General features: G+C 38.4%; 15 protein-coding genes. 9 read left to right on the top strand and 6 right to left on the bottom strand.

What is annotated here, in order from left to right; all coding sequences use genetic code 11:
- Positions 1–393: 393 nt before the first annotated feature.
- From ESV24_RS09470 to ESV24_RS09455, 4 genes are read right to left on the bottom strand one after another with little or no spacing between them, the layout of a single operon-like run.
- On the bottom strand, positions 394–612 hold the full coding sequence (locus ESV24_RS09470; RefSeq protein ID WP_111816378.1) for a hypothetical protein: 219 nt from the start codon (positions 610–612) through the stop codon (positions 394–396).
- Entirely contained in the window at positions 602–850 is a 249-nt protein-coding gene (locus tag ESV24_RS09465) for a hypothetical protein (RefSeq protein ID WP_111816379.1), read from the bottom strand. Before ESV24_RS09465 ends, ESV24_RS09470 begins: the two co-directional genes overlap by 11 nt.
- Positions 813–1,250 carry a DUF5675 family protein gene (locus ESV24_RS09460; RefSeq protein ID WP_111816380.1) on the bottom strand — a complete coding sequence of 146 codons (438 nt, stop codon included), beginning with the start codon at positions 1,248–1,250 and terminating at the stop codon, positions 813–815. The genes ESV24_RS09465 and ESV24_RS09460 overlap by 38 nt, the downstream gene beginning before the upstream one ends.
- Positions 1,251–1,252: 2 nt before the next feature.
- Positions 1,253–1,804, bottom strand: a complete 552-nt coding sequence (locus tag ESV24_RS09455; RefSeq protein WP_317046805.1) for a hypothetical protein — start codon at positions 1,802–1,804, stop codon at positions 1,253–1,255.
- Between the two features lie 220 nt (positions 1,805–2,024).
- Between ESV24_RS09455 and ESV24_RS15310 the strand changes: the two genes are divergently transcribed.
- Entirely contained in the window at positions 2,025–2,165 is a 141-nt protein-coding gene (locus ESV24_RS15310; RefSeq protein WP_160110621.1) for a hypothetical protein, read from the top strand.
- A 332-nt stretch (positions 2,166–2,497) separates the two neighbouring features.
- Here ESV24_RS15310 and ESV24_RS09450 read toward each other — a convergent pair whose 3' ends face one another.
- Positions 2,498–3,841 carry a sensor histidine kinase gene (locus ESV24_RS09450; protein WP_111816383.1) on the bottom strand — a complete coding sequence of 448 codons (1,344 nt, stop codon included), beginning with the start codon at positions 3,839–3,841 and terminating at the stop codon, positions 2,498–2,500.
- Complete coding sequence (locus tag ESV24_RS09445) at positions 3,831–5,174, bottom strand: sigma-54-dependent transcriptional regulator (protein ID WP_111816384.1); 1,344 nt, start codon at positions 5,172–5,174, stop codon at positions 3,831–3,833. The genes ESV24_RS09450 and ESV24_RS09445 overlap by 11 nt, the downstream gene beginning before the upstream one ends.
- A 347-nt stretch (positions 5,175–5,521) precedes the next feature.
- Between ESV24_RS09445 and ESV24_RS09440 the strand changes: the two genes are divergently transcribed.
- From ESV24_RS09440 to ESV24_RS09405, 8 genes are all read left to right on the top strand, one after another.
- Positions 5,522–6,775, top strand: coding sequence for an efflux RND transporter periplasmic adaptor subunit (locus ESV24_RS09440; protein WP_111816432.1), 1,254 nt, complete (start codon positions 5,522–5,524; stop codon positions 6,773–6,775).
- Positions 6,776–6,964: 189 nt separating this feature from the next.
- The gene (locus ESV24_RS09435; protein ID WP_111816385.1) at positions 6,965–7,660 is read left to right on the top strand and encodes an ABC transporter ATP-binding protein; all 696 of its coding nucleotides are present in this window, start codon (positions 6,965–6,967) and stop codon (positions 7,658–7,660) included.
- Between the two features lie 115 nt (positions 7,661–7,775).
- The gene (locus ESV24_RS09430; protein WP_235004038.1) at positions 7,776–10,208 is read left to right on the top strand and encodes an ABC transporter permease; all 2,433 of its coding nucleotides are present in this window, start codon (positions 7,776–7,778) and stop codon (positions 10,206–10,208) included.
- A gap of 60 nt (positions 10,209–10,268) precedes the next feature.
- Positions 10,269–12,689 (top strand): ABC transporter permease, encoded by a 2,421-nt coding sequence (locus ESV24_RS09425; protein WP_111816387.1) that lies wholly within the window; start codon positions 10,269–10,271, stop codon positions 12,687–12,689.
- A gap of 87 nt (positions 12,690–12,776) precedes the next feature.
- Positions 12,777–15,140, top strand: coding sequence for an ABC transporter permease (locus ESV24_RS09420; protein WP_317046806.1), 2,364 nt, complete (start codon positions 12,777–12,779; stop codon positions 15,138–15,140).
- A gap of 67 nt (positions 15,141–15,207) precedes the next feature.
- Positions 15,208–17,592, top strand: coding sequence for an ABC transporter permease (locus ESV24_RS09415; protein WP_111816388.1), 2,385 nt, complete (start codon positions 15,208–15,210; stop codon positions 17,590–17,592).
- Positions 17,593–17,682: 90 nt separating this feature from the next.
- Positions 17,683–20,037 (top strand): ABC transporter permease, encoded by a 2,355-nt coding sequence (locus ESV24_RS09410; RefSeq protein ID WP_111816389.1) that lies wholly within the window; start codon positions 17,683–17,685, stop codon positions 20,035–20,037.
- 79 nt (positions 20,038–20,116) lie between these two features.
- A complete protein-coding gene (locus tag ESV24_RS09405; RefSeq protein ID WP_111816390.1) occupies positions 20,117–22,534 on the top strand; it encodes an ABC transporter permease in 2,418 nt (805 codons plus the stop codon).
- Positions 22,535–22,658: the final 124 nt, after the last annotated feature.

The following is a 22,658-nucleotide window of genomic DNA, read 5'->3' as shown; positions in this document are numbered from 1 at the left end:
TTCGTTTTCAAAAGGGGTTCGACTTCAGTTTATCCTGTGCCTGTCGAAGGGTCCAAGCTGACATTTGGACTTGCGTTTATATTTCGGCTGCACAAGGGGTTCGACTGCGCTCACCCTGACATCCTGCTTTTCAAATTGACATCCTACTGTCACACTGAGCATTTCGACAGGCTCAATATGAACTCCGTCGAAGTGCTTTAACTAGCTGCTTTCAAAAGTGATTGACACACTCAAATTTAGCTTTTATTAATTGAAGTATGAAAGCTTGGTGGGTTTGGGTTTTTGTTTCTTTGGGTGTTAAATGAGCTAAGGGGCAGACAGATTGCCATAAAAAAAACCGCAAGCAATATTATAAATGCTTTACGGTTTTTATTTGTGGGAAACATATAACAATTAGTTTTTCCTCTTGGATTTGGTGAAAAGAAAAAGCCTGAACTGTTTTAGGATTGCGAGGAGCTTCTTTAATATAAGTGTCATCACAAAACTTACCGTAGCACCCACTAAGGCCAAAATGCAGGTGGTAATTAGATGCTCGGTGCCTATATTGGGCAATGTGGAGGCCAGCGTACCGCCAGCCGTACCTGCCAAGATGGGAGCTTCTTTAAAGTTCATTGTCTTCTTTTTTTAACGGTCCTTCTAAATGGCCTGTGTCCGCTACTACTGCCTGACTTATGGATGAAATTACCGTACCAATAACGGTAATGTAGGTGGCAATAGTAACCAGAATCCCTGGCATTACCACTGGCGCTGCCAGTATTGCCCCACCTGAAGCAACTAGGGCCAAGCCAATATTTCGCAAGATTCTAAAGAACTTAGGAGTGGGTTTCTTGTACCTGTCTAAGATATTCATACCGGTTTGAGTTAATAGTTAATACTAGTTTTTCATTTCTTTCCTTGGCTTGGTGAAAAATGGAAAGAAATTTTTCCATAGCCAATCTGGAATAGATCCCCTTCCCTATGCCCGTGAGTTGTTTTACTGGGGCTATACATCCGTGGAGTTCGGTAAGGGCATTATTTGCAGGATGGATAAGAATAAGATTCCTGCCATACACATCCGGTACTTCCAGATGATTTTGAAACTTTGGCGAGTAGCGTGCCTTTAGCTCGTATGTGCCTTCCGGGATACAGGAAATATTTCTTTGGTTTTCCTTCCACGGAAGCTCTATGGTAAAACAGACGAAGTGTCCGTTTAAGGTGAGGGTACCATTGGTACCCCCACTCTTATAAACCCTTGTTAATACAAGTTCCATTGCTAGACGCCGTCTACGTTTACGATACCCAAGGCATTGAAGGCACCATTCTTCAAGGAGTAGAACTGGCCATTCACCTCTTGGTAGAATTCGATCCCTAGCACGGTTAATACCGGATAAGGTGAATTGGGATTTACCGATGCGGTAAGGGTGGAAGCCAATACCTGCGTATTGTTATAAGGTAGGACACCCATATCCATTTCGCTGTAAACAAAGGTTTTGTTTACAAAGTCCAATTCAGTCGTTCCCATCGCCAATTTGTAATGGGTGGTTCCCGATGGGGCTGCAATACGCTCGGTGGCGCTAAAGGCATCAACCGCGATTGTAGCGTCGCCGCTCACACGGTCGAAGGCCGGGGTAAAAAGCCCAAAGAAGGTAGTACCCAACTTGCCATTGATGTTGAAATCAAAGCCTTCCAACAGGTCAATGTTACCCTCATCAATGGTACGCTTTCCTCGACTATTTACCGGGTCGGTTTTGATAATTGCCAGCAATAGGGTTGTTAGCCTACTTACTACCCGTCTGTCCTTTGCATTCTGCATTAGGGATCGCAACGCACTCCGGATGAGCTTCCCTCCCTGGCCGGCGCGGCCAAATTCGGAGTTGTTTTCACGCGTTCTTGCGAAGGCAGCACTGTGAAGGATCTTGTCTCGGTCTATCCCTCCTTTTGCGCGAGCAAGGTGACCGTCTGCGGTTTTGTAAAAGGAAATATCCTCGATAGTTCCCTTTAACTTGATAATTCCAGCTTGTTTAGCCATAATAAAAAGATTTAAAGTGAGCTGCAAAGATGGGATGTGGGAAAGACCATTGTTCACAAGTTGGGTGCATCTTGGGTACGATTATTTTATAGGAAATAATACAAAGGCAGTAAGGGCGAAGGATACCCAGTTTGATTTTCTAAAGGATTTAAAATGATATGAGGAGCTCTTTCAAATTTGGATGGTAAAAGCAGCGTTTTTGTAAAGGTAATTTTGAAGTTATTGGGTTTTGATAGGGATTGGGTTTTAGTACTAGCCCCGTAAAACAAGATGATGCAAGTATAATTATTGACTGAAAGTGTCGCCTTTTTTATACAAGATGGACACAAGTTGTGAAAGGGCTGAAATAATTTTGTAGGAAAAAAGGGGTGTTTTCTTACATTCTAATGACTTATCTATGGCTTATCCGTGGCTTATCTATGGAGTATCCGTGGATGGGTTTTTTAGGACAAGACAAGTTGATATGATAAAGGGGGTAATGGAAAAAAATTAAAACATTAGGCTTATAATCGTTCCTTCCCCCTCACGGCTTTTTATTTGTATTCTACCTTTGTGAAGTAGCATAATCTGTTTACTCAAACTCAACCCAATACCACTTCCGGTTTTTTTGGTGCTGAAAAATGGCACAAAAACGCTATCCTTAATTTCTTCAGGGATGCCTTTGCCATTGTCTGATACCCTTATAATAACATTGCCGTTCGTCTTTTTGTGGGCCGCTAATTGAATTTTTGCATTTTCAACTTGGTGGCAGGCCTCAATTGAATTAAGCAACAGATTGATTAAAACCTGTTCAATTAAATAACTGTCGATGTTTATCTGCAAATCCGGATTTTCAAGGAGAAACTCAATCTTAATATTGTTATTTTCTATGGAAGGCTGCATCAAGGTCTGGATGTTATTGAAGAGCTCCTCAATCCTAACATTAGCAAGATTCAGTTGGGTTACTTTATTAAGGCTTCTGTATGTTTTGGCAAATTTCAACAAGCCTTCACTTCGTCTTTTTATTGATTTAATACCCGAATTAAGGTCTTCAATATTCAGCAAATTCGCTTCGGGATCATTCAAGTTATTTTGGATTTCATTTTCCAAAGTTTCTGCGAGGGAAGAAATGGGCGCTATGCTGTTCATAATTTCGTGGGTCATCACGCTTAGCAGTTTTTTCCAGGCTTCCGATTCGTTTTGGCTCAGGGTTTCCTCAATGTTCTGAAGGACGATTAGTTTGAAGGAATTGGTTTCCATTTCAAATACTGTGTCAGAGATCAACACATTCAGTGTTTCCTGTTTCATTTCGAGGGGCACAGAGGCTGTTGTGGAATGGTAGGTTTCAAAAAGTTCGTCGTAAAGTTGTGGATGTCTTTTTTCTACAAAACTGATGTTTTTGAAGGAGGGGAAATCCAATGTTTTTAAAATTGAATCGTTCGCCCAAAGCACTTCCCCACTTTCCACATTATAAGCGATGATGCCGATATTGACCATTTCAAGTATTTTCTGAAGGTATAAAAACTGTGCTTCCCGTTCGTTATCGATGCTCTTAATGGTCCTGTTTACCAAATTAAATCCTTTGTGCAATTCCGTCATATCAGTAGGTCCGTGCTCTTCAGAAAACCATCTGGAAAAATCACGGTATTTTACCGATTCAAAAAAATCGTCCATCGCCACAAAACGTTTTATTGCAAAATTGTACAAGTGGTAAACCGCAAATATTGAAAGAAAAATGCCTGTAATTATCGCATAGGTATTAGGCAAAACTATTCCAAAGGCAAGAACGGTAAGGGAGATGAGCAATCCCAATACGCGAAGTGATAGCGAGAACCTGTAGCCTTTATAGTTCATATTTGTTGAGCCTGCGGTAGAGTGCGGCACGGGTGATGCCTAGTTCCTTCGCAGATTTAGAGATATTCCCTTTATTTTTTTCTATTACCGCAAGTATTGCGCTTTTCTCGATTGCATCAAGATTTGTTTCTTTCTGTACGGCAAGTATTTGCGGACTTTCGATAGCCGAAAAAATTAAATCAGCTGCCGTCAAAGTTTGATTTTCGGCCATAATTACGGTGCGTTCCAAAGTATATTGTAGTTCGCGTACGTTTCCAGAAAAGTGATGTTTCTTTAATTTCTGAATAAAATCAGGGTCTAAACTAAAGCTTCCTTTGCTATATTTTTCTGAATAAAAGTTTATGAAATAGTGCGCAAGCAATGTAATATCTGTACTTCTATCGCGTAAAGGCGGGATTGTTATATCAACTGTGTTAATACGATAGATAAGGTCTTTTCTGAATTTCTCCTCATCGGCTAGATCGCCGATGAATAAATTTGTGGCGCAAACTAAGCGGATGTCAATGGAGATTGGCTGGTTGGAACCTAATGGGGTTACCTGTCTATTTTGTAAAACCGTAAGCAATCTGGCTTGCTGGCGTAGGGAAATATTTCCTATTTCGTCTAAAAAAAGTGTCCCACCATTTGCGGCTTCAAAACGTCCTTTTCGGTCTTCCCTAGCATCAGTAAAAGCACCCTTTTTATAACCAAAAAGTTCACTTTCAAAAAGTGTTTCGGTGAGTGCACCCACATCTACTTTTACAAAAGGCATGTTTTTGCGAAGAGAATGCTCATGAATGGCTTTGGCAATCAAATCCTTCCCCGTTCCATTTTCACCCAAGACTAATATGTTGGCATCTGTGGGCGCTACTTTTTTGAGTTTTACAAACACATCTTGCATGGGTTCGCTCTCCCCTAATATCTTGGTTTCTGAATTTAAATTCAGTTTCTGAGTTTGAGGGTTTTTCTTTTTTTCTACCAGCTCACGAACGGTTTCAAGAATTTTTTCGTTTTTCCAGGGTTTTACAATAAAATCTGAAGCGCCTTGCTTTAAAGAACGAATCGCAAGATCGATATCGCCGTAGGCGGTTATCAAAATAACATCCACAGTTGGATTTTGCTTTTTAATTTTATTCAGCCAAAATATCCCTTCATTGCCCGTATTTACGAGGCCATTAAAATTCATATCCAATATTACCAAATCAAATTGATGGCTTTGCATCAGGTTTTGGATGGTATTGGGATTTTTATTGACCACTACTTGTTTCACTTTAGATTTAAGCAAAAGCCGAAGTGCAACGAGAACATCCTCATCGTCGTCTATAACCAAGATGTTGGCATTGTGGAGTAACATATCTACATATTAGTATTATCCAAAAAAAGAAACAAGACCGCTTTGTTCTTGGAATCAAGAGCCAAGAATCAAGAATCAAGACTTAACCTTAATGAAAAGTTAATTTTACAAGGGAACCTAATTTTTTAATTGGACAATTATCATTTACAATATTAACAAATTTGCTTCTTTTAATTCATAATTCTGAATTCATTATTCTGAATTAAGGAAAGTGTCTCGGCAGCGAACAGGGAATGTATCAAAAGCGGACACTCATTATTTTAAAAAATAGGTTAAAACTCTGTTATCCAATAGATTAATATTTTGGCATCATATTGACAGACTATACTATGAAAACTAATCACAATATGGATATTCCTTTAGAAAAGAAACGATTCACCACCAAAAAAATCCTGCTCCTTGCGGGCATAGGTCTTTTAATTACTTTAATCGTTTTTGTAATGATTTCTTCCATGGGCGGCTCTAAGCTGAACGTTGAAAAGGAACGCATCAGCATAAGCGTTGTGGAAAAAGGTGTATTTCAGGAAAATATTCCAGTAAATGGCATTGTGCTTCCCATCACCACAATTTATTTGGACGCCCTTGAAGGTGGCCGGGTGGAGGAAAAATTTGTGGAAGACGGATCTATTCTAAAAAAGGGCGATCCCATTTTAAGACTTTCGAATACCGATCTTGAATTGAGTCTTGTAAACCAGGAAACACAGGTTTATAATTTGTTGACCCAGATGCAAATTTCACAAAACGCGGCGCGACAAAATACCATCAATAAATTAAACCAATACACCGATGTGGAAAGCGGGTTGATAGAATCTAAACGGATGTATGACCTCAATAAAAAATTGTATGATAAAGACGCTATTGGCCGTCAGGATTTGGTAAAGGCAGAAAACGAATACAATTATCAAAAGGAGCGTATGAAATTATCCAAACAAATTCTAAAACAGGATTCCTCGGCTGTGAAACAGGAAAAGGGGCAAGTGCAAAGTAGCTATGCACGTACGCAAAACGCATTAGAACTTATGCGCAGAAAAGTTGCAGATCTTGTTGTAAAAGCTCCCGTTGATGGGCAGCTAACTTCCTTAGATGCGGAAATAGGACAATCCAAAAACAAAGGAGAGCGATTGGGACAGATTGATGTTTTGAGCGGGTTTAAAGTGCGGGCAGATATTGACGAACATTATATTTCCAGAATATACAATGGGCAAACGGGAAGTTTCAGTTTTAATGGCAAAAGCTATAAACTAACCATCAAAAAAGTATACACTCAAGTTGCAAACGGACGTTTTCAGGTTGATATGCAATTTGAGGAAGCAGTGCCGGAAGGAATTCGAAGGGGACAGACTTTACAAATACGGTTGGCTTTGAGTGATGAAAAACAAGCTGTAATGATTCCGAAAGGAGGTTTCTTTCAGCAAACCGGCGGCAACTGGATTTTTAAAGTTAGCGAGGATGGCAATACCGCCTATAAAACCGAAATAACCTTAGGCAGCCAGAATACTGAAAACTATGAAGTTTTGAGCGGCTTGGAACCTGGCGATAAAGTGATAACCAGCAGTTACGACAATTATGGCGATGTACAGGAATTGGTTTTGAAAAATTAAAATTAGCATGTCATCTTGGGCGTTTGGAAAATTAAAAAACCTTCCCATTGCTATCGGGAACGCCCATTGTGACATTTATAAAAGGATAGGATAGGATGTCCCCCTCAATCCCCAAAGGGGGACCATTTGCGGAGAGATTACTTCAATTCGATAGGAATAACAATAAACAATAGCAATAAATACTAACAGATGATAACAATTACAGACTTAGAAAAATACTACGCCACAGAAGAAGTGCGAACCATTGCATTAAATAAATTATCCTTTAAAGTAAACGAGGGCGAATTTGTAGCGATTATGGGACCCTCAGGTTGCGGTAAATCTACCTTATTAAATATTCTTGGACTTTTGGACGACCCAGATGGCGGCAGTTTTGTATTCAACGGGATAGAAGTGGCCGGTTTTAATGAACGCAAACGCGCCGATCTTCGAAAGCATAATATTGGGTTTGTATTCCAAAGCTTTAATCTTATTGACGAGCTTACCGTTCTTGAAAACGTGGAGCTGCCGTTGATATACACAGGAGTTAAACCTGCGGAGCGTAAAGCAAGGGTAGATGCAGTACTTGAAAAAATGCAGATTATGCACCGCAGGAAACACTTTCCACAACAATTGTCTGGAGGGCAGCAACAGCGTGTTGCAGTTGCTCGTGCTGTGGTAAACAATCCAAAACTTATACTAGCCGATGAGCCTACGGGAAATTTGGATAGTAGTAATGGAAACGAGGTTATGGATTTATTGACAGAATTGAATGAAGCTGGTACAACTATCATTATGGTAACACACAGCGAGCACGACGCCAAATATAGTCACCGAATTATACGGATGCTTGATGGGCAGAAGGTTACGGAGAATGTGCTTTCTGAGTATGTGAGTAGTAAGTAGTGTGTAGTGTGTAGTGTGTAGTGTGTAGTGTGTAGTGTGTAGTGTGTACAAATAACATTTAACTATTAACCTTTTCAAGATGTTTAGGAATTATTTTAAAATTGCTTGGCGGAATTTGCTTAAAAATAAATTCTATGCAACCATCAGCATTATTGGATTAACAATAGGTTTTACTGTGGGAGTTCTTATCCTGATTTGGATTCAGGATGAGTTGAGTTATGATAACTTTATTGAGGATTCCGGTCAGATCTACAGAGTGAATATTAACGGAAAAATGGGTGATAACACCTTTTACGCGGGATATACGCCACCACCTGCCGGAGCAGCTTTGGTAGATAATTTTCCAGAAGTGGAAAGCTACACCCGCATCTACCGTCCCAATGCTGGCGTAATTGAATCAAAAACGGCCGAAGGACAGCATCTTTTTAACGAAACCGATATTTACGCTGTTGACCCCAATTTTTTAGAACTTCTCACCTATCCCCTGGCAAAAGGCGATCCAAAAACCTGCTTGCAAAGCGCAAATAGTATTGTAATCACACCTCAAATTGCAAAAAAATATTTCGGCAATACGGATCCTATGGGGCAAATACTCTATTACGGAAAAGACAAACAACCGCTTAAAGTGACTGGTTTATTAAAAGACCTTACCAATCTGCCAGCCACAGTAAAATTCGATATGCTTATGCCGGTTCAAAACTTTGGTGATGTAACTTATTTTAACTGGAGTTGGGTGTGGCTTAATATGGCTACGTATGTAAAACTGACTTCTCAGACAACAGAAGACCCGAAGACACTTACCAATTTGGAATCCAAATTTCCAGATATGCTCAAAACTCAAGCCGCCAGTGCATTTGAGCGTATCGGACAACCTTATAAACAGTTTCTTAAAAATGGTAATTATTGGAATATCCATTTACAGCCGTTGACTGATATACATTTGCACTCTGGGGAAATTGTATCGGCAATTTCAGACCAGGGTGATATACAGAACATTTATATTTTTGGATTGATCGCCTTTTCCATAATTGTTTTGGCGTGTGTTAATTTTACCAATTTGGCCACAGCCCAAGCCAGTAGAAGGAGTAAAGAAATCGGAATCCGGAAAGTTTTGGGTTCACCTAGGAGCCAGCTTATCAAACAGTTTTTGACTGAAGCTTTTTTATACACCATCATTTCTGCTGTTTTTGCCGTTTTGTTGGTGGCTTTGATTCTTCCATTATTTAATTCCCTTTCTGGGAAAACAATCCCTTTCCATTCTATTTTCAGCAACGGAATTTGGTTAATCCTTCTCGGCCTAACACTACTTACCGCTTTCTTGGCCGGTATTTACCCTGCATTTTATCTTACCTCATTTAAGCCTGTTAATATTCTTAAAAATTCCATTACCTCTAAAAAAAATGGGTTGTTGCGAAATGGGCTAGTCGTCTTTCAATTTGTCATCGCTATTGTATTGGTCATTTCCACAATTATTGTATTTACCCAATTAAGGTACACCCAACAGCGAGATTTGGGTTATGACAAAGAAAACATTCTGGTTATAAATAATGGCGAAAAGTTGGATGCAGGAGTCGAAAGTTTCAGAGAAGAAATTGCAGCAATTCCTCAGGTAGAAGATGCCACCAGCTCTACGGGGATATTCACGAAGGGTTCTTTTGGTGATTTTTATGTGCCACAGACCACCGAAACAGATAATATGGTTGCCAAGGACATAAGTTTAGGCTCCTATTTGGTTGATGACCATTTTATTTCCACACTAAACTTGAAAATAGAACAAGGCCGTGAATTTGATGCTCGTTTTAACGATTCACTTTCGGTAATAATCAATGAAGCTGCGGCCAAACAGATAGGGTGGGAAAATCCTATTGGTCAAAAAATACGCTATCCAGGTGGAAATATGGAATATTACACAGTAATAGGTGTTGTAAAGGATTTTAATTTGGAATCCTTGCACAGTTCCATATTACCCTTTGCTTTATTTTCAAAAAGTTCGCAGAGCTATGATACTGGAGTTTCCTTTATCACGCTCAAGTATAAGACCGACAATCCGAAAGAACTTATCGCCACCATTGAAAAGGAATGGAAAAATTATCAACAAGACGTTCCTTTTGAATACTCCTTTCTGGACGACGACCTCAACGCCGCATATAAAACAGACCTACAACAGGCATCGTTATTTGGCATTTTCACAGCATTATCCATTTTTGTGGCGTGTCTTGGGCTTTTTGGTCTCGTGGCTTTTACCGCTCAACAGCGCACCAAGGAAATTGGTATTCGGAAAATACTGGGAGCAAGAGTGACCGAAATTATAAAACTGCTTTCCATGGATTTTCTACGCTTGGTCATCTTAGCCATGTTGGTTGCATCACCCATCGCTTGGCTTGCAATGAACCAGTGGTTACAAGATTTTGCATATAGAATTAATATCCCTTGGTGGGCCTTTTTGGTTGCCGGAATTGCTGCGTTAGGTATCGCATTGATAACAGTGAGCTTTCAGGCCATTAAAGCGGCAATCGCAAACCCAGTAAAAAGTTTACGAACGGAGTGAAAAAAATAAACTGTATTCAATTGGCAATTAGAACACATATAACAATTAACTCTTTATAAAATGATAAGGAACTACATCAAAATAGCCTGGAGAAGCCTTCAGAAGAATAAGTTGCAGACCGTTATAAATCTGTTGGGATTAACGGTGGGTACGGTTTGCTGTTTGAGCATCCTGATCCACGTGATTGCACAGTTTGGGTATGACAAACAGTTTGCAGACTCCTCTTCAATATACAGATTAAACACGATTATAAATGAGAACGAAGACGGCGCACCCTCTGCTGGAGTTTCACCACCAATTGCTTTTGCAATGAAGGAAGATTTTCCAGAAGTTAAGGAAGTCTGCCGTGTTGTTTATTTTGGGGAAGGAAATGACGGACTATTAAGAAATCCGGAGAGTGATGAAGCGTATTATGAAACCCGAGGATATTTAGCGGATTCCACCTTTTTCAAAATGTTCAATTATCCATTTGTCGAAGGAAATCCTGAAGGTTCTTTAAGCGCACCCAATTCTATCGTGCTTTCAGAAACACTGGCTAAGAAACTCTTCGGAAGTAAAAAAGCGCTAAACAAAACATTGGTGCTAGGCAGTGGGGCAGAGGAACAGACCCTTACTATTAAAGGTGTTTTTAAGGAAGATTTTGGGAAGTCGCACTTAAACCCAAATTATATTTTGACTATGGATTCGGGTGGATTCGGCCGCCGTGTGATGGAAATCCAGAATTTTGCCACACAGAATTTTACGATGAGCTACCTAAGATTAAAATCCGGCGCAAATACAAGCCATTTAGAAGCCAAGTTTCCAGAATTTTTACAAAGGCACGGTGCCAAGGATTTGGCAGCGGTAGGATTTAGTAAATCGCTATCATTGCAAAAAGTGACCGACATTCATCTCTTTTCAAAAGGCATCCGAAACCAGATAGGTACCGTTTCAGACATCAACTACCTTTATATGTTGCTTATTTTGGCACTTTTTATTCAATTGGTGGCTTGTATTAATTTTATAAACTTGAGTACGGCGAGAGCCAATAAACGTGCAAAGGAAATTGGTGTGCGTAAAGCAATAGGCGCAGAAAAGGGCGATTTGGTTCGTCAATTTTTAGGAGAATCTATTTTGCTTTCGCTATTCGCTTCTATTTTAAGCATTCCGTTTACTGCAATTGCATTACCCTTTGTCAATACTTTAACGCAAGGTGATATTGGGTATTCTAATCTATTGGACTGGCGAATTTTAGTTGCGCTTTTGATTTTAGGAATCTTAACCGGACTCATAGCAGGACTATATCCCGCGCTGATACTGTCATCTATCAAGCCCGTTAAAGTTTTGAAAAGTTCAGTAAACTTGAATTTAGGCAACGGCTATTTGCGAAAAGCCCTAGTAGTATTTCAGTTCGTGGTTTCCATTGGTTTGATTTCCGTAGTAATCATCATCACCCAACAGGTGAAATTTTCACAGAAAATGGATATGGGTTTTGATAAGGAAAACCTGATTGCGGTACGATTGGGAACACAAAACGTTTCAGAGAAATTCAGCACGATACAATCAAACTTCCGAACAATCAAAGGCATAAAACAAGTTGCGGGCACCAACTATTATCCCTCTGAAAAGATTCTGGGAGATATGGGAATGACGCTACCCGGGGGAAATCCGGCAGACCAAACCTTGGTAATTTACAATGGCGTTAGTCCTAATTACCTTGAAACGGTTGGTACTTCCCTTTTGGCAGGCCGCACGTTAAGAGATAATGATGAAAATCAAATTTTGGTAAATAAGGCAGCTTTGGATGCTTTTCAAATTCCGCTGGACAAAGCTGTTGGATTAAAAATTATACAAACCTATGAAGGTGAAGTTGATGAGTTTGAAATTGTAGGTGTAACCGCTGATTATAATTTTGCCTCTTTAAAAGAAGAAGTCAAACCTATTTTGCTTTACAATGAAAATACACCAGATTGGATAATCCTAAAGGCTGAAACACAAAATTATGAAGCCCTTCTCAATACTTTGGAAAGCTCTTGGAAAACTATAAATCCCAATACGCCTTTTGTTTTCAATTTTGTGGATAAGGAAGTGGAAAAGTTATATGCAGAAGAGAAGCGATTGGGTAAAATTTCCGTCTTATTTACATCCTTGGCAATTTTAATCAGCTGTTTAGGGCTTTTCGGCCTGGTTTCATTCGTGGCGGAACAAAAGAAAAAGGAAATAGGAATCCGTAAAGTTTTGGGTGCAAGCGTTCAAAATATGGTACGGCTTTTAACTAAGGATTTTGTACGATTGGTAGGCATTGCATTTATAATCGCGGCACCACTCGCCTATTTCATAATGCAAAATTGGTTGCAGGATTTCCCATATCGAATCAATATCGAGTGGTGGGTTTTTCTGATTGCTGGAGGAGCTGCGCTTATTATAACGCTTTTAACAGTGAGTTTTCAAGCGATTAAAGCGGCGATTGCTAATCCCGTTAAGAGTCTGAGGACGGAATAATCCCCCTAACCCCCAAAGGGGGGAATGGTTACTCAGAAATAGCTCCCTCCCCTTCGGGGAGGGTTGGGGAGGGAATAAAAAATATAAATGATGATTAGAAATTATTTTAAAATCGCGTGGCGGAATCTTTGGAAAAACAAAGGCTATTCATTCATCAATATTTTTGGTCTGGCTATTGGGATTACCTGTGCCAGCCTAATTCTTCTCTGGGTTGAAGATGAGGTGAATTTTGACCAAGCAATACCCGATAAGGAATTGGTTTTTGCAGTTCCTACAAATCAAAAATACGATGGCGAATGGCGCACTTTCTTTCAAGCTACTCCTGGACCTTTAGCTGCTGTTTTAAAAGCTGAAATACCTGAAATTACGAAATCGGCACGAAAGCGCGATATTGGCTATTTATTTAATGTTGGTGAAAAATCTGTAAATAGCGCTGGTAGCTTTGCAGATAAAGATTTAATAGACATTTTCGGACTCAATTTTATTGCGGGAAATCCTAAAGATGCTTTTAAGGAGAAAAAATCGGTTATCATAACGCAAAAAATAGCATCTATTTTTTTCGATAAAAGTGACGATGCAATTGGCAAAAATATTCAGTTTGATAAGAAAGAAACGTTTGTTATAACTGCAGTTGTTAAAGATTTTCCAGAAAATACAAGCTTTACTTTTGATTGGTTGGCACCCTTTGAAAACTTTACCGATGGTAAAGAATGGACACAGGGTTACGGCGCTAATTTTACAGATACCTTCGTTAAATTGGCCGCAGGTTCCGATGTTGAAAAAGTTAATGAGAAAGTAAAAGCAATTTTACCTGCAAAAACGGGTGATGCAGAAACCGAAGCAATTTTATTTTCGGCAAACGATTGGCACTTACGAAGCAAATTTGAGAATGGTAAAATTGATGGCGGTCGGATTGAATATGTTCGATTATTCAGCTTTATAGCACTGATTATTCTAATAATCGCTTGCATCAATTTTATGAATCTTTCTACCGCGCGAAGTGAAAAACGTGCCAATGAGGTTGGAATGCGCAAAGCGTTGGGTTCGGGCAGAAAACAGTTGATTTTTCAGTTTTTAACTGAAGCCGTACTTACAGCTTTCATCAGCGGAATTGTTAGTTTATTGCTTTTAATAGCCTTAATTCCGCAGTTTAATTTGCTAATAGACAAAAATCTAAGCTTGGCAATTACAGCCCCGATACATTTTCTACCGATAGTAATTATCACGCTGTTCTGTGGAATTATTTCTGGACTATATCCCGCATTTTATCTTTCATCCTTCAAACCAATTGAAGTATTAAAAGGAAGCCGGAGACAATCTGGAAGTGCCTCTTTTACCAGAAAGACATTGGTGGTAATCCAATTTTCGATATCTATAATTTTTATCATTAGCACCCTATTGGTGTATCAACAAGTGCAGCATATTAAAAACCGCAATTTGGGGATGGTAAAGGAAAACCTAATTGAAATGCCCGCCGCAAATGGCGATATTATTAAAAACTTTAAATCTATAGAACAAGAATTAACGTCTTCTGGCTTGGTTGAAAGTGTGGCTTTGATGAATTCACAGATTTTGTCTGGTGGAAATAATACCTCAGGCATTGATTGGCAAGGAAAAACAACCGATGCAGATATCTTGATTTCCATTAGAACGGTGACGCCTCAATTTTTCAATACTGCCGGAATGGTACTAAAGGAAGGCAAAGGTTTTACATCTTCCGAAGCTGTAGATAGTACGAAGGTTTTAATATCCGAATCTTTCGCAAAGCTTATGGCTACTGATAATGTTGTTGGAAATACGATAGATTATAACGGCCAACTATTAACAATTAACGGCGTTGTCAAAGATTTTTTATATGGCGATATGTATGGCACAAGCGATCCTGTTATGTTTTATCACCAAGCTGAAGAAGCAGATTATATGTATATAAAACCTGCAGTTGGAGTTGAAATAAATAAAACGCTTGCAGCAATAGAAAGTGTGCTAAAAACGCAGAATCCAGGATTTCCATTTGAATATAGATTTGTAGATGAAGCCTTTAACGAGCGTTTTAAAAGCGAACAACTGGTGGAGAATCTTTCTCAGATTTTTGCCGTGTTGGCAATCATAATCTCCTGTTTGGGACTTTTTGGATTATCGGCCTTTACAGCAGAACAGCGCCGCAAGGAAATTGGGGTACGGAAAGTTTTAGGTTCTAGCGTACTAGGGATTGTAAAACTTTTATCAAAGGACTTTTTGGTGTTGGTGTTATTGTCAATACTAATATCCGTTCCCATTTCGTGGTATGTTATGCAAAATTGGTTGCAGGGATTTGCTTACCGGATTGATATAAAACTATGGGTTTTTGCAATTGCCGGGTTCTCAGCGGTTTTGATTGCTTTAATAACCGTAAGCTTTCAAGCAATAAAAGCAGCCATTGCAAATCCTGTAAAAAGTTTACGAACGGAATGAAATAAAGTATAAACCAGCAGTATTGAATTGAGTCCTGAAATAAATTTTTTAAAACTAACACATTCTAATGATACAGAACCATATAAAAATATCTCTTCGCAATTTGTGGAAAAACAAACTGCTATCAACACTTAACCTTTTGGGGTTGAGTATCGGGATTGGGAGCGTATTGACTTTGGCTTTTTCAGTTTATGCCTATTACAATGCGGATTCCAATATTGAGGGTCAAGAAAACATCTTCTACTTAAAAACGGTAACCACTGGCGGCGACACCTATAAGTCAACCCCATATCCACTTCTAAATGAAATCGTTAAAGCATCACCAGAAGTTATTGCCGCAACACATATGCAAGGTTGGGGCCAACCGTGGCTAAAATATGGCGAAACTGAGTTTCAAGAAAGTTCAAATTATGTAGATCCCGATTTTTTTAAAATTTTCTCCCTACCGTTTAAGTATGGCAATCCTGAAACGGCATTGGAAAAAAAGTATTCCATTGTACTTTTTCACAAAATCAGCCAAAAAATATTTGGTGAAAAAAATCCTTTGGGAGAAACCATTAAGCTTAATGACAGTATAAATCTTACAGTAACAGGAGTTATAGGTGATTTAAGCCCCTATTCTGCATTTCGTTTAGGTGTTTTGATGCCCACCAAACTCTTAGAGGATTATCCCACTTTTATAGCCCGTGCCGATTGGAGTGATAGTTTTACCGTTAATTTTTTCAAATTAAAACCAACAACAGATATTGCACGGTTTGAAAGCCAGGTTACTGCATTGGCCAAAAAAAATTATTCAGATCCTTCAACACTTTCAGAAATAAAGCTAATGCCTTTTTCAGGTATGAGATCAGACAGTCTTCCAGTAATTGATACTATTATCAGTGGCTCTATTGCAGCATCGGTATTTGTATTGCTCATTGTGCTTATTAATTTACTCAATTTAAATACCTCCACAATGTATCGCCGCACGAAAGATATCGCAGTGCGAAAAATATTAGGGGGCAATAAAAAAAGTATCATTATTCAGTTTTGTATCGAGAATGGTATTTTGGTATTTGCGTCAATCTCAATTTCCGCACTACTTTTTCTTGGATTTTTATTGCCCAAATTAAATGGTATTTACGGTGCCGATTTTGGTAGTATCTCTTTTACGGTAACAAATGATTATCCCGTTATTTTATTTGCAATTGGTTTGGGATTATTTGTTACGCTGGTGGTTGGAATACTGCCTACACTTCGGTTTATCTCGGCACCCATTTCAACAGGAATAAAGGGAAGGATAGATACTATAAAAAGCAATTTCTTGGTTCGCAATTCATTTATCGTCCTACAGTTTACCATCGCGATTCTATTTATCTGTGTGGCAATTATTTTGAATAGCCAAATTGGTTATATGAAAAATGCCCCATTGGGTTTCAACAAAGAGAATGTTATAGTTGGGAATATCGATTTGGAGTATAAAAATAAAGAAACAGCAACCTTAAAATTTAACGATTTATTGAATAAACTCAATGCAGATCCATACGTAAAAGATTTTGCTGTTAGTGATGCGATTCCGTCTAATTATGATTTTAATTATAATCAGGTTTATGATCCTGAAACAGATAGGGAAGTTCGCACCCGCTTTGCAAATACGGATGAAGGCTACCTAAAAACACTTAGAATTCCATTGGTGATGGGAAGGGATTTTGATGAGAAGCTGGATTCAGCCGACGATCATCCAGTTATAATCAATAGAACAACTATGAAAGCGCTTGGATGGAATTCCATCGAGGGTAAACGATTAAAGGGGAAAGGGAGTGTTACTTCTGGAAATCCTGTGGTTGGCGTAATGGAAGATTTTCATTATCAAGATATGCAAAACGCTGTGGAACCTTTAGTCCACTTTTATAGTAACAAAAATTCCTTAGCATCTAATCGATTTCTTTCGGTTCGGTTCGCAGAGGGTCATCAAAAGAGTATAGAAAAACTTATTGCCAATGGATTTAGCAATATTGATTCCAGAAGAAAATATCGACAAGAAAATTTAACAGATAAAGTAAGTGCCCAATACAGGTTGATTGAAGGAATGCTAAAAACGGTAAATGTGGTAGCGCTATTGACTATTTTCATTTCGTGTTTGGGCATGTTTGGGCTAATATCTTTTATGGCCAAAAGACGGGTAAAGGAAATAGGCATCCGGAAAGTTTTGGGTGCTGGGGTTCTAAAATTGATCGTGATGCTTTCTAAAGATTATATCATCCTCGTGGGAATTGCTGCGCTTATAGCTTTCCCGATCGCTTGGTATATAATGGACGCTTGGTTGAGAGATTTTGCATATCGAATCTCCCTTCAATGGTGGATGTTTGTTCTTAGTGGATTTTTCGCATTACTCATAACGGCCTTCACGGTGGGAATTCAGGCCGTAAAATCTGCGAGGGCAAATCCAGTGAAGAGCTTAAAAACTGAGTAAAAAAAATTTTCAGTATTTGCCATAGGCATATCTTCGGGGCGGTTGCAGTTGGCAGAAAAAAAATGATAAATAACAATTAATGTTTTCAAGATGATTAGGAATTATTTTAAAATAGCATTGCGGAATCTTTCGAAGAACAAAGGTTTTAGCTTCATCAATATATTCGGTCTAGCCGTTGGAATTACTTGTGCAAGCATGATCTTTCTTTGGGTAGAGGATGAGATACGTTTTGATGATTATTTCGCCAATAAAGATAGTTTGTATAAGGTAAAAACATTCCTTCCCAATGATAGTGGCACAAAGACGTATGATGCAACACCTGGTCTTTTAGCTGCCAGTATGCAGACAGATATACCGGGTGTGGTAAATACTGCACGTTCTTCCGTGAGTAATCAAGAGCTTTTTTCGGTTAATGAAAAAAACTTTTATGTAAAGGGAAACTTTGTTGATCCCTCTTTTTTAGATATGTTTCAATTGAATTTTTTGGAAGGTTCGGCTTCTTCCGCTTTTAATCAATTGAACTCCGTAGTTCTTACTCAAAAATTAGCTTATAAAATTTTTGGATCTACAAAAAATATTATCGGCAAAACAATACAAGTAGATACTGATCGGCAATATGTTGTTCAAGGAATTATAGAAGATTTACCCGATAATACATCTTTCGACTTTGAATGGGTAGCGCCGTTTAAACTATATGAAAACGACAATGAATGGCTAAAATACTGGGCAAGTCTCGGAGTGAATACTTTTGTGCAAATTAAAGCCAACACCGATGTTTCTGTCATCAACAAAAAACTCTATGATTACATAAGCACAAAACAGGATGGTGCCATAGCAAAAATAGAGCTCTACCCTATGACCCGTTGGAGACTTTACGACACTTTTGAAAACGGCAAGGAAATTCCGGGCAGAATTAAATACGTAAAACTCTTCAGTCTTATTGCTTGGATTATTTTGATTATCGCCTGCATCAACTTTATGAACCTTAGCACTGCTCGTTCTCAAAAAAGGGCTGGAGAGGTTGGCGTTCGCAAGGTATTAGGTGCTGGTAAAAGTGGATTAATTTTTCAATTTATAGGAGAATCCCTAATTACCGCCTTGCTATCTGCGTTATTGGCTGTTGGGTTATTGTTTCTCTTGTTACCATTTTTTAACCTTCTAATTGAAAAAGAACTTTCCGTTAATATTTTTGATCCTCTCCATTTGGGCATATTACTGGGTATTACACTTCTCTGCGGACTTATCTCGGGAATATTTCCAGCCTTTTATCTTTCTTCATTTAAACCAGTCAAAGTTTTAAAAGGATTGAAAATAAAAGAGGGAAGTGCCGTATGGGTTAGAAAGGGATTAGTAGTTGCCCAATTTTCAATTTCGGTAATTTTGATTATCAGTACTATATTGATTTATCAACAGATACAGCATGTAAAGGACAGAAATCTGGGCTTTGACAAGCAGCATTTGGTTTATATAGATGTTAATGAAAATATTCAAAAAAATGTTGAACCTATAAAAAATAGTCTTTTACAGAGTGGTTTTGTGGAAAATGTTTCCTTAAGTACAAATACACCACTGTTCAAAGGCAGTACCACAAGTAATTTTAATTGGCAAGGTAAAGACCCTGAAAAACAAGTTTTGATAACCTTTGAAGGTGTTTCTCCAGATTACATAAAATCAATGGGAATCAAACTCAAAGAGGGTCGCGATTTTTATCCCAATATAGAAACCGACAGTAGCAGCATTCTCATTAATAAATCATTTGCAAAACTTACTGGCCTGAACGATGTTGTAGGTTCCACTATTCAATTTCAGGATCAGCCGCTTACCGTTATTGGGGTTGTCGACGACTTTGTTTACAATAATCTCTATGAGAAAAGTACGCCCTTAATGTTCTACGCAAGTGAGTATGGAAATTATCTCAACATACGCTTTAAAAGAAATGCCGACCTGTCAAAAGCTTTACCCGCACTAAAAAATATTATGGAGGAGAACAATCCCAGCTATCCATTTGAATACAAATTTGTGGACGAACAATTTGAAAAATCGTTTAAAACAGAAACGCTAATTGGAGAGCTGGCAGGTATTTTTGCCGCAATAGCCATTCTTATATCCTGTCTTGGACTATTTGGCCTTGCAGCCTATACAGCCGAGCAACGAAAAAAAGAGATTGGCGTACGAAAAGTGCTTGGAGCAAGTGTACGGAATCTTGTGGGCTTATTATCTAAGGATTTTCTAAAACTGGTAGTCATTTCCTGTATAATCTCGTTTCCATTGGCATGGTGGATAATGAAAGATTGGCTTCAGGATTATGAATATAGAATAGACATTGGGTGGTGGGTATTTGCTGTGGCTGGAATATTAGCCGTATTGATTGCCTTAATTACGGTTAGTTTTCAGGCAATAAAAGCTGCAATCGCAAATCCAGTTAAGAGTTTACGGACGGAGTGAAAAAAAAGTGTTCAGTGTTCAGTTATCAGTCTTGGCTCTTTAATCTTGAATCTTTATTCAACAATTAATCTTTTAAAATATGTTTAGAAACTATATAAAAATAGCATTGCGTAATCTTTGGAAGGATAGAACCTTCACAGCGCTAAATATTATTGGATTGACGGCTGCCTTTGGGGTCGCATTTTTATTGAGCATGTATGCTTTATTTGAATTGTCTGTTGATAAATTTCATGAAAACGTTGGTTCGATCTATCAAGTGTATACAACTTCACAAATACCTGAAGGTTCAGAATCCAGTGATGCAAATCCAATTCCCTTTGCTCCAACATTAAAATCAGAGATTCCAGGCGTTGAAAAAATAACACGTTATGCTACAGGAGGCCCGCTTATTACCTATAAAGAAAAAACCTTGAGCATTGGTTCAGCGTGGGCAGATCCTGATTTTTTTGACATTTTTACTTTTCCAGTTTTGGAAGGAAATAAAATCAATCCTATTGAACGATCTACCGTCGCACTTACCGAGGAAACCGCCAAGATTATATTTGGTTCTGAAAATGCTTTTGGAAAAACAATTACCCTTCAACGAAATAATGAAGCCGCACCTTATACAGTCTCTGCCATTTTAAAAGATTTTCCCGAGGCAAGCTCTTTGCGGTTTGGCGCAATTTTCAATTTTCAAGATTTGCCAGATTCGTTTTATAAAGATAACAAAGATCGTTGGGATGCTCATAATCATCCAGTTTACCTTAAACTGGCTGCCAACATAACTCCTGAAAAATTCGAAAAATCAACTCGTCCGTTTTCAAATCTGCACTTTGCCGATGATATTACAACTGCCAAACGCGACGGCGCCAAACCAAATGCCGATGGGCAATTTCAGCAAATTCATCTTTTGCCTTTTACAGATGTGAGTTTTGCAGACTTACAGGTTGCCAATGTAAAAGTTAGCAAAACGCTGCAATATCTTATACTATCTATTGCGCTGCTTATTTTGTTCATTGCAAGCGTTAATTTTATAAATATGAGTATCGCTAAAGGTGCACAACGCCTTCGCGAAATTGGGATGCGCAAAACGCTCGGAGCTAGCAAAAGTCAACTCTTTTTTCAGTTTTGGGGCGAAAGTATTCTTGTCTTCATTGTTTCAGTAATGTTCGCTACGCTACTTTCCTTTTTATTGCTTGATACTTTTCAAACTTTGTTCCGTACAAAAGCATCTTTTAATTTAATTGCAACTCCGACTATAATTTTTGGGTTTATTATTTCACTATTAATGATTACGCTTATTGCCGGTGGTTATCCTGCCTACTTAATGAGCAAGCTCGGCACACTTCAATCCTTAAAAGGCAAGTTGGAAGTTACTGGTAGAAATAGGGTGCGCAATGCACTAATTGTTGTGCAATTTGGTATCGCCATTTTGCTAATAAGTGGTACGCTAGTATTGCAAGAACAACTTGATTATATGCGGAACAAAGATCTGGGTTTTAATAAAGAACAGGTAATCGCATTTCCTTTAAAAACTAAAAAAGATCGTAAACAACTAATGCAATTAATTCGTGATGAACTTTCAGATAAGCCAAATATTGTAAGTGTAACTGCAGCAGACAATATTTTGGGGCTTGGTAAAGATGGAACTAATTCCACAAGTGCCATGGGATTTGAATATAAAGGGCGTGAGGTAGAAACCAACCTCCTTTTTGTGGATTATGATTATCCGCAGACGCTGGATATTCCGATTATAAAGGGACGTTCGTTTAATAGAGAATATGCTACAGACAGTCTTTCAGTGGTTATAAACGAATCTATGGTTAAAGAATTTGGCGAAAAAGATCCATTAAACATCAAGTTTGTATTAGACGATTCTATTCAATATTCCGTGATTGGGGTGGTTAAGGATTTCAATTTTCAGGGAATGGATAAATCTATACAGCCGCTAAGCTTTTTTATGAATTCAAAAAAGCCACTATATCAAGCTTATGTTAAGGTTGCGCCAGTCAATTTGGTAAAATCGTACGATGTAGTAAAAGCAGCTTGGAATAAGTTAGAACCCGACACCGAATTTTTAGGATCATTTCTAGATGCAAATATAGACCGCACATTACAAAAAGAACGAATGATGACAACTATGATTTCCAGTGCTTCCATACTTGCAATACTTTTAAGTTGTATCGGTCTTTTTGCTATTTCATTATTGGTGGTATCGCAACGTAAAAAGGAAATTGGTATCCGAAAAGTGGTTGGAGCTAGTGTATCTACAATCACCGTTTTGTTGACGAAAAATTTTTTGAAATTGGTAGGAATCGCTTTTTTAATTGCAACTCCCATTGCTTGGTATGCAACCTCGCAATGGCTTCAAAATTACGTGTATCGCATAGATTTGAATATTTGGATTTTTTTGGCTGCAGGCGCCATAGCCTTGGTAATTGCTGTATTGACCATAAGTTTCCGCACCATACAGGCGGCCTTGAAAAATCCGGTGGAGAGTTTGAAGACGGAATAAAAAAAGTGTTCGGATGATAGTTGATGGTTGATGGTTGATGGTTGATAGTTGATAGTTGATAGTTGATAGTTGATAGTTGATAGTTGATAGAAAAAAAATAACAATTGACAATTAACCTTTTCGA

This window comes from Aequorivita lipolytica (genome assembly GCF_007997135.1).
Classification (GTDB): domain Bacteria; phylum Bacteroidota; class Bacteroidia; order Flavobacteriales; family Flavobacteriaceae; genus Aequorivita; species Aequorivita lipolytica.
The sequence above is the reverse complement of the archived record's forward strand: the minus strand, read 5'-3'. Positions and strand labels throughout refer to the sequence as shown.

Bases quoted from the DNA above. Each gene is read 5' to 3' on its own strand.
- ESV24_RS09470 (WP_111816378.1), bottom strand. From the start codon at position 612: ATGAACTTTAAAGAAGCTCCCATCTTGGCAGGTACGGCTGGCGGTACG.
- ESV24_RS09465 (WP_111816379.1), bottom strand. From the start codon at position 850: ATGAATATCTTAGACAGGTACAAGAAACCCACTCCTAAGTTCTTTAGA.
- ESV24_RS09460 (WP_111816380.1), bottom strand. From the start codon at position 1,250: ATGGAACTTGTATTAACAAGGGTTTATAAGAGTGGGGGTACCAATGGT.
- ESV24_RS09450 (WP_111816383.1), bottom strand. From the start codon at position 3,841: ATGAACTATAAAGGCTACAGGTTCTCGCTATCACTTCGCGTATTGGGA.
- ESV24_RS09445 (WP_111816384.1), bottom strand. From the start codon at position 5,174: ATGTTACTCCACAATGCCAACATCTTGGTTATAGACGACGATGAGGAT.
- ESV24_RS09440 (WP_111816432.1), top strand. From the start codon at position 5,522: ATGGATATTCCTTTAGAAAAGAAACGATTCACCACCAAAAAAATCCTG.
- ESV24_RS09435 (WP_111816385.1), top strand. From the start codon at position 6,965: ATGATAACAATTACAGACTTAGAAAAATACTACGCCACAGAAGAAGTG.
- ESV24_RS09425 (WP_111816387.1), top strand. From the start codon at position 10,269: ATGATAAGGAACTACATCAAAATAGCCTGGAGAAGCCTTCAGAAGAAT.
- ESV24_RS09420 (WP_317046806.1), top strand. From the start codon at position 12,777: ATGATGATTAGAAATTATTTTAAAATCGCGTGGCGGAATCTTTGGAAA.
- ESV24_RS09415 (WP_111816388.1), top strand. From the start codon at position 15,208: ATGATACAGAACCATATAAAAATATCTCTTCGCAATTTGTGGAAAAAC.
- ESV24_RS09410 (WP_111816389.1), top strand. From the start codon at position 17,683: ATGATTAGGAATTATTTTAAAATAGCATTGCGGAATCTTTCGAAGAAC.
- ESV24_RS09405 (WP_111816390.1), top strand. From the start codon at position 20,117: ATGTTTAGAAACTATATAAAAATAGCATTGCGTAATCTTTGGAAGGAT.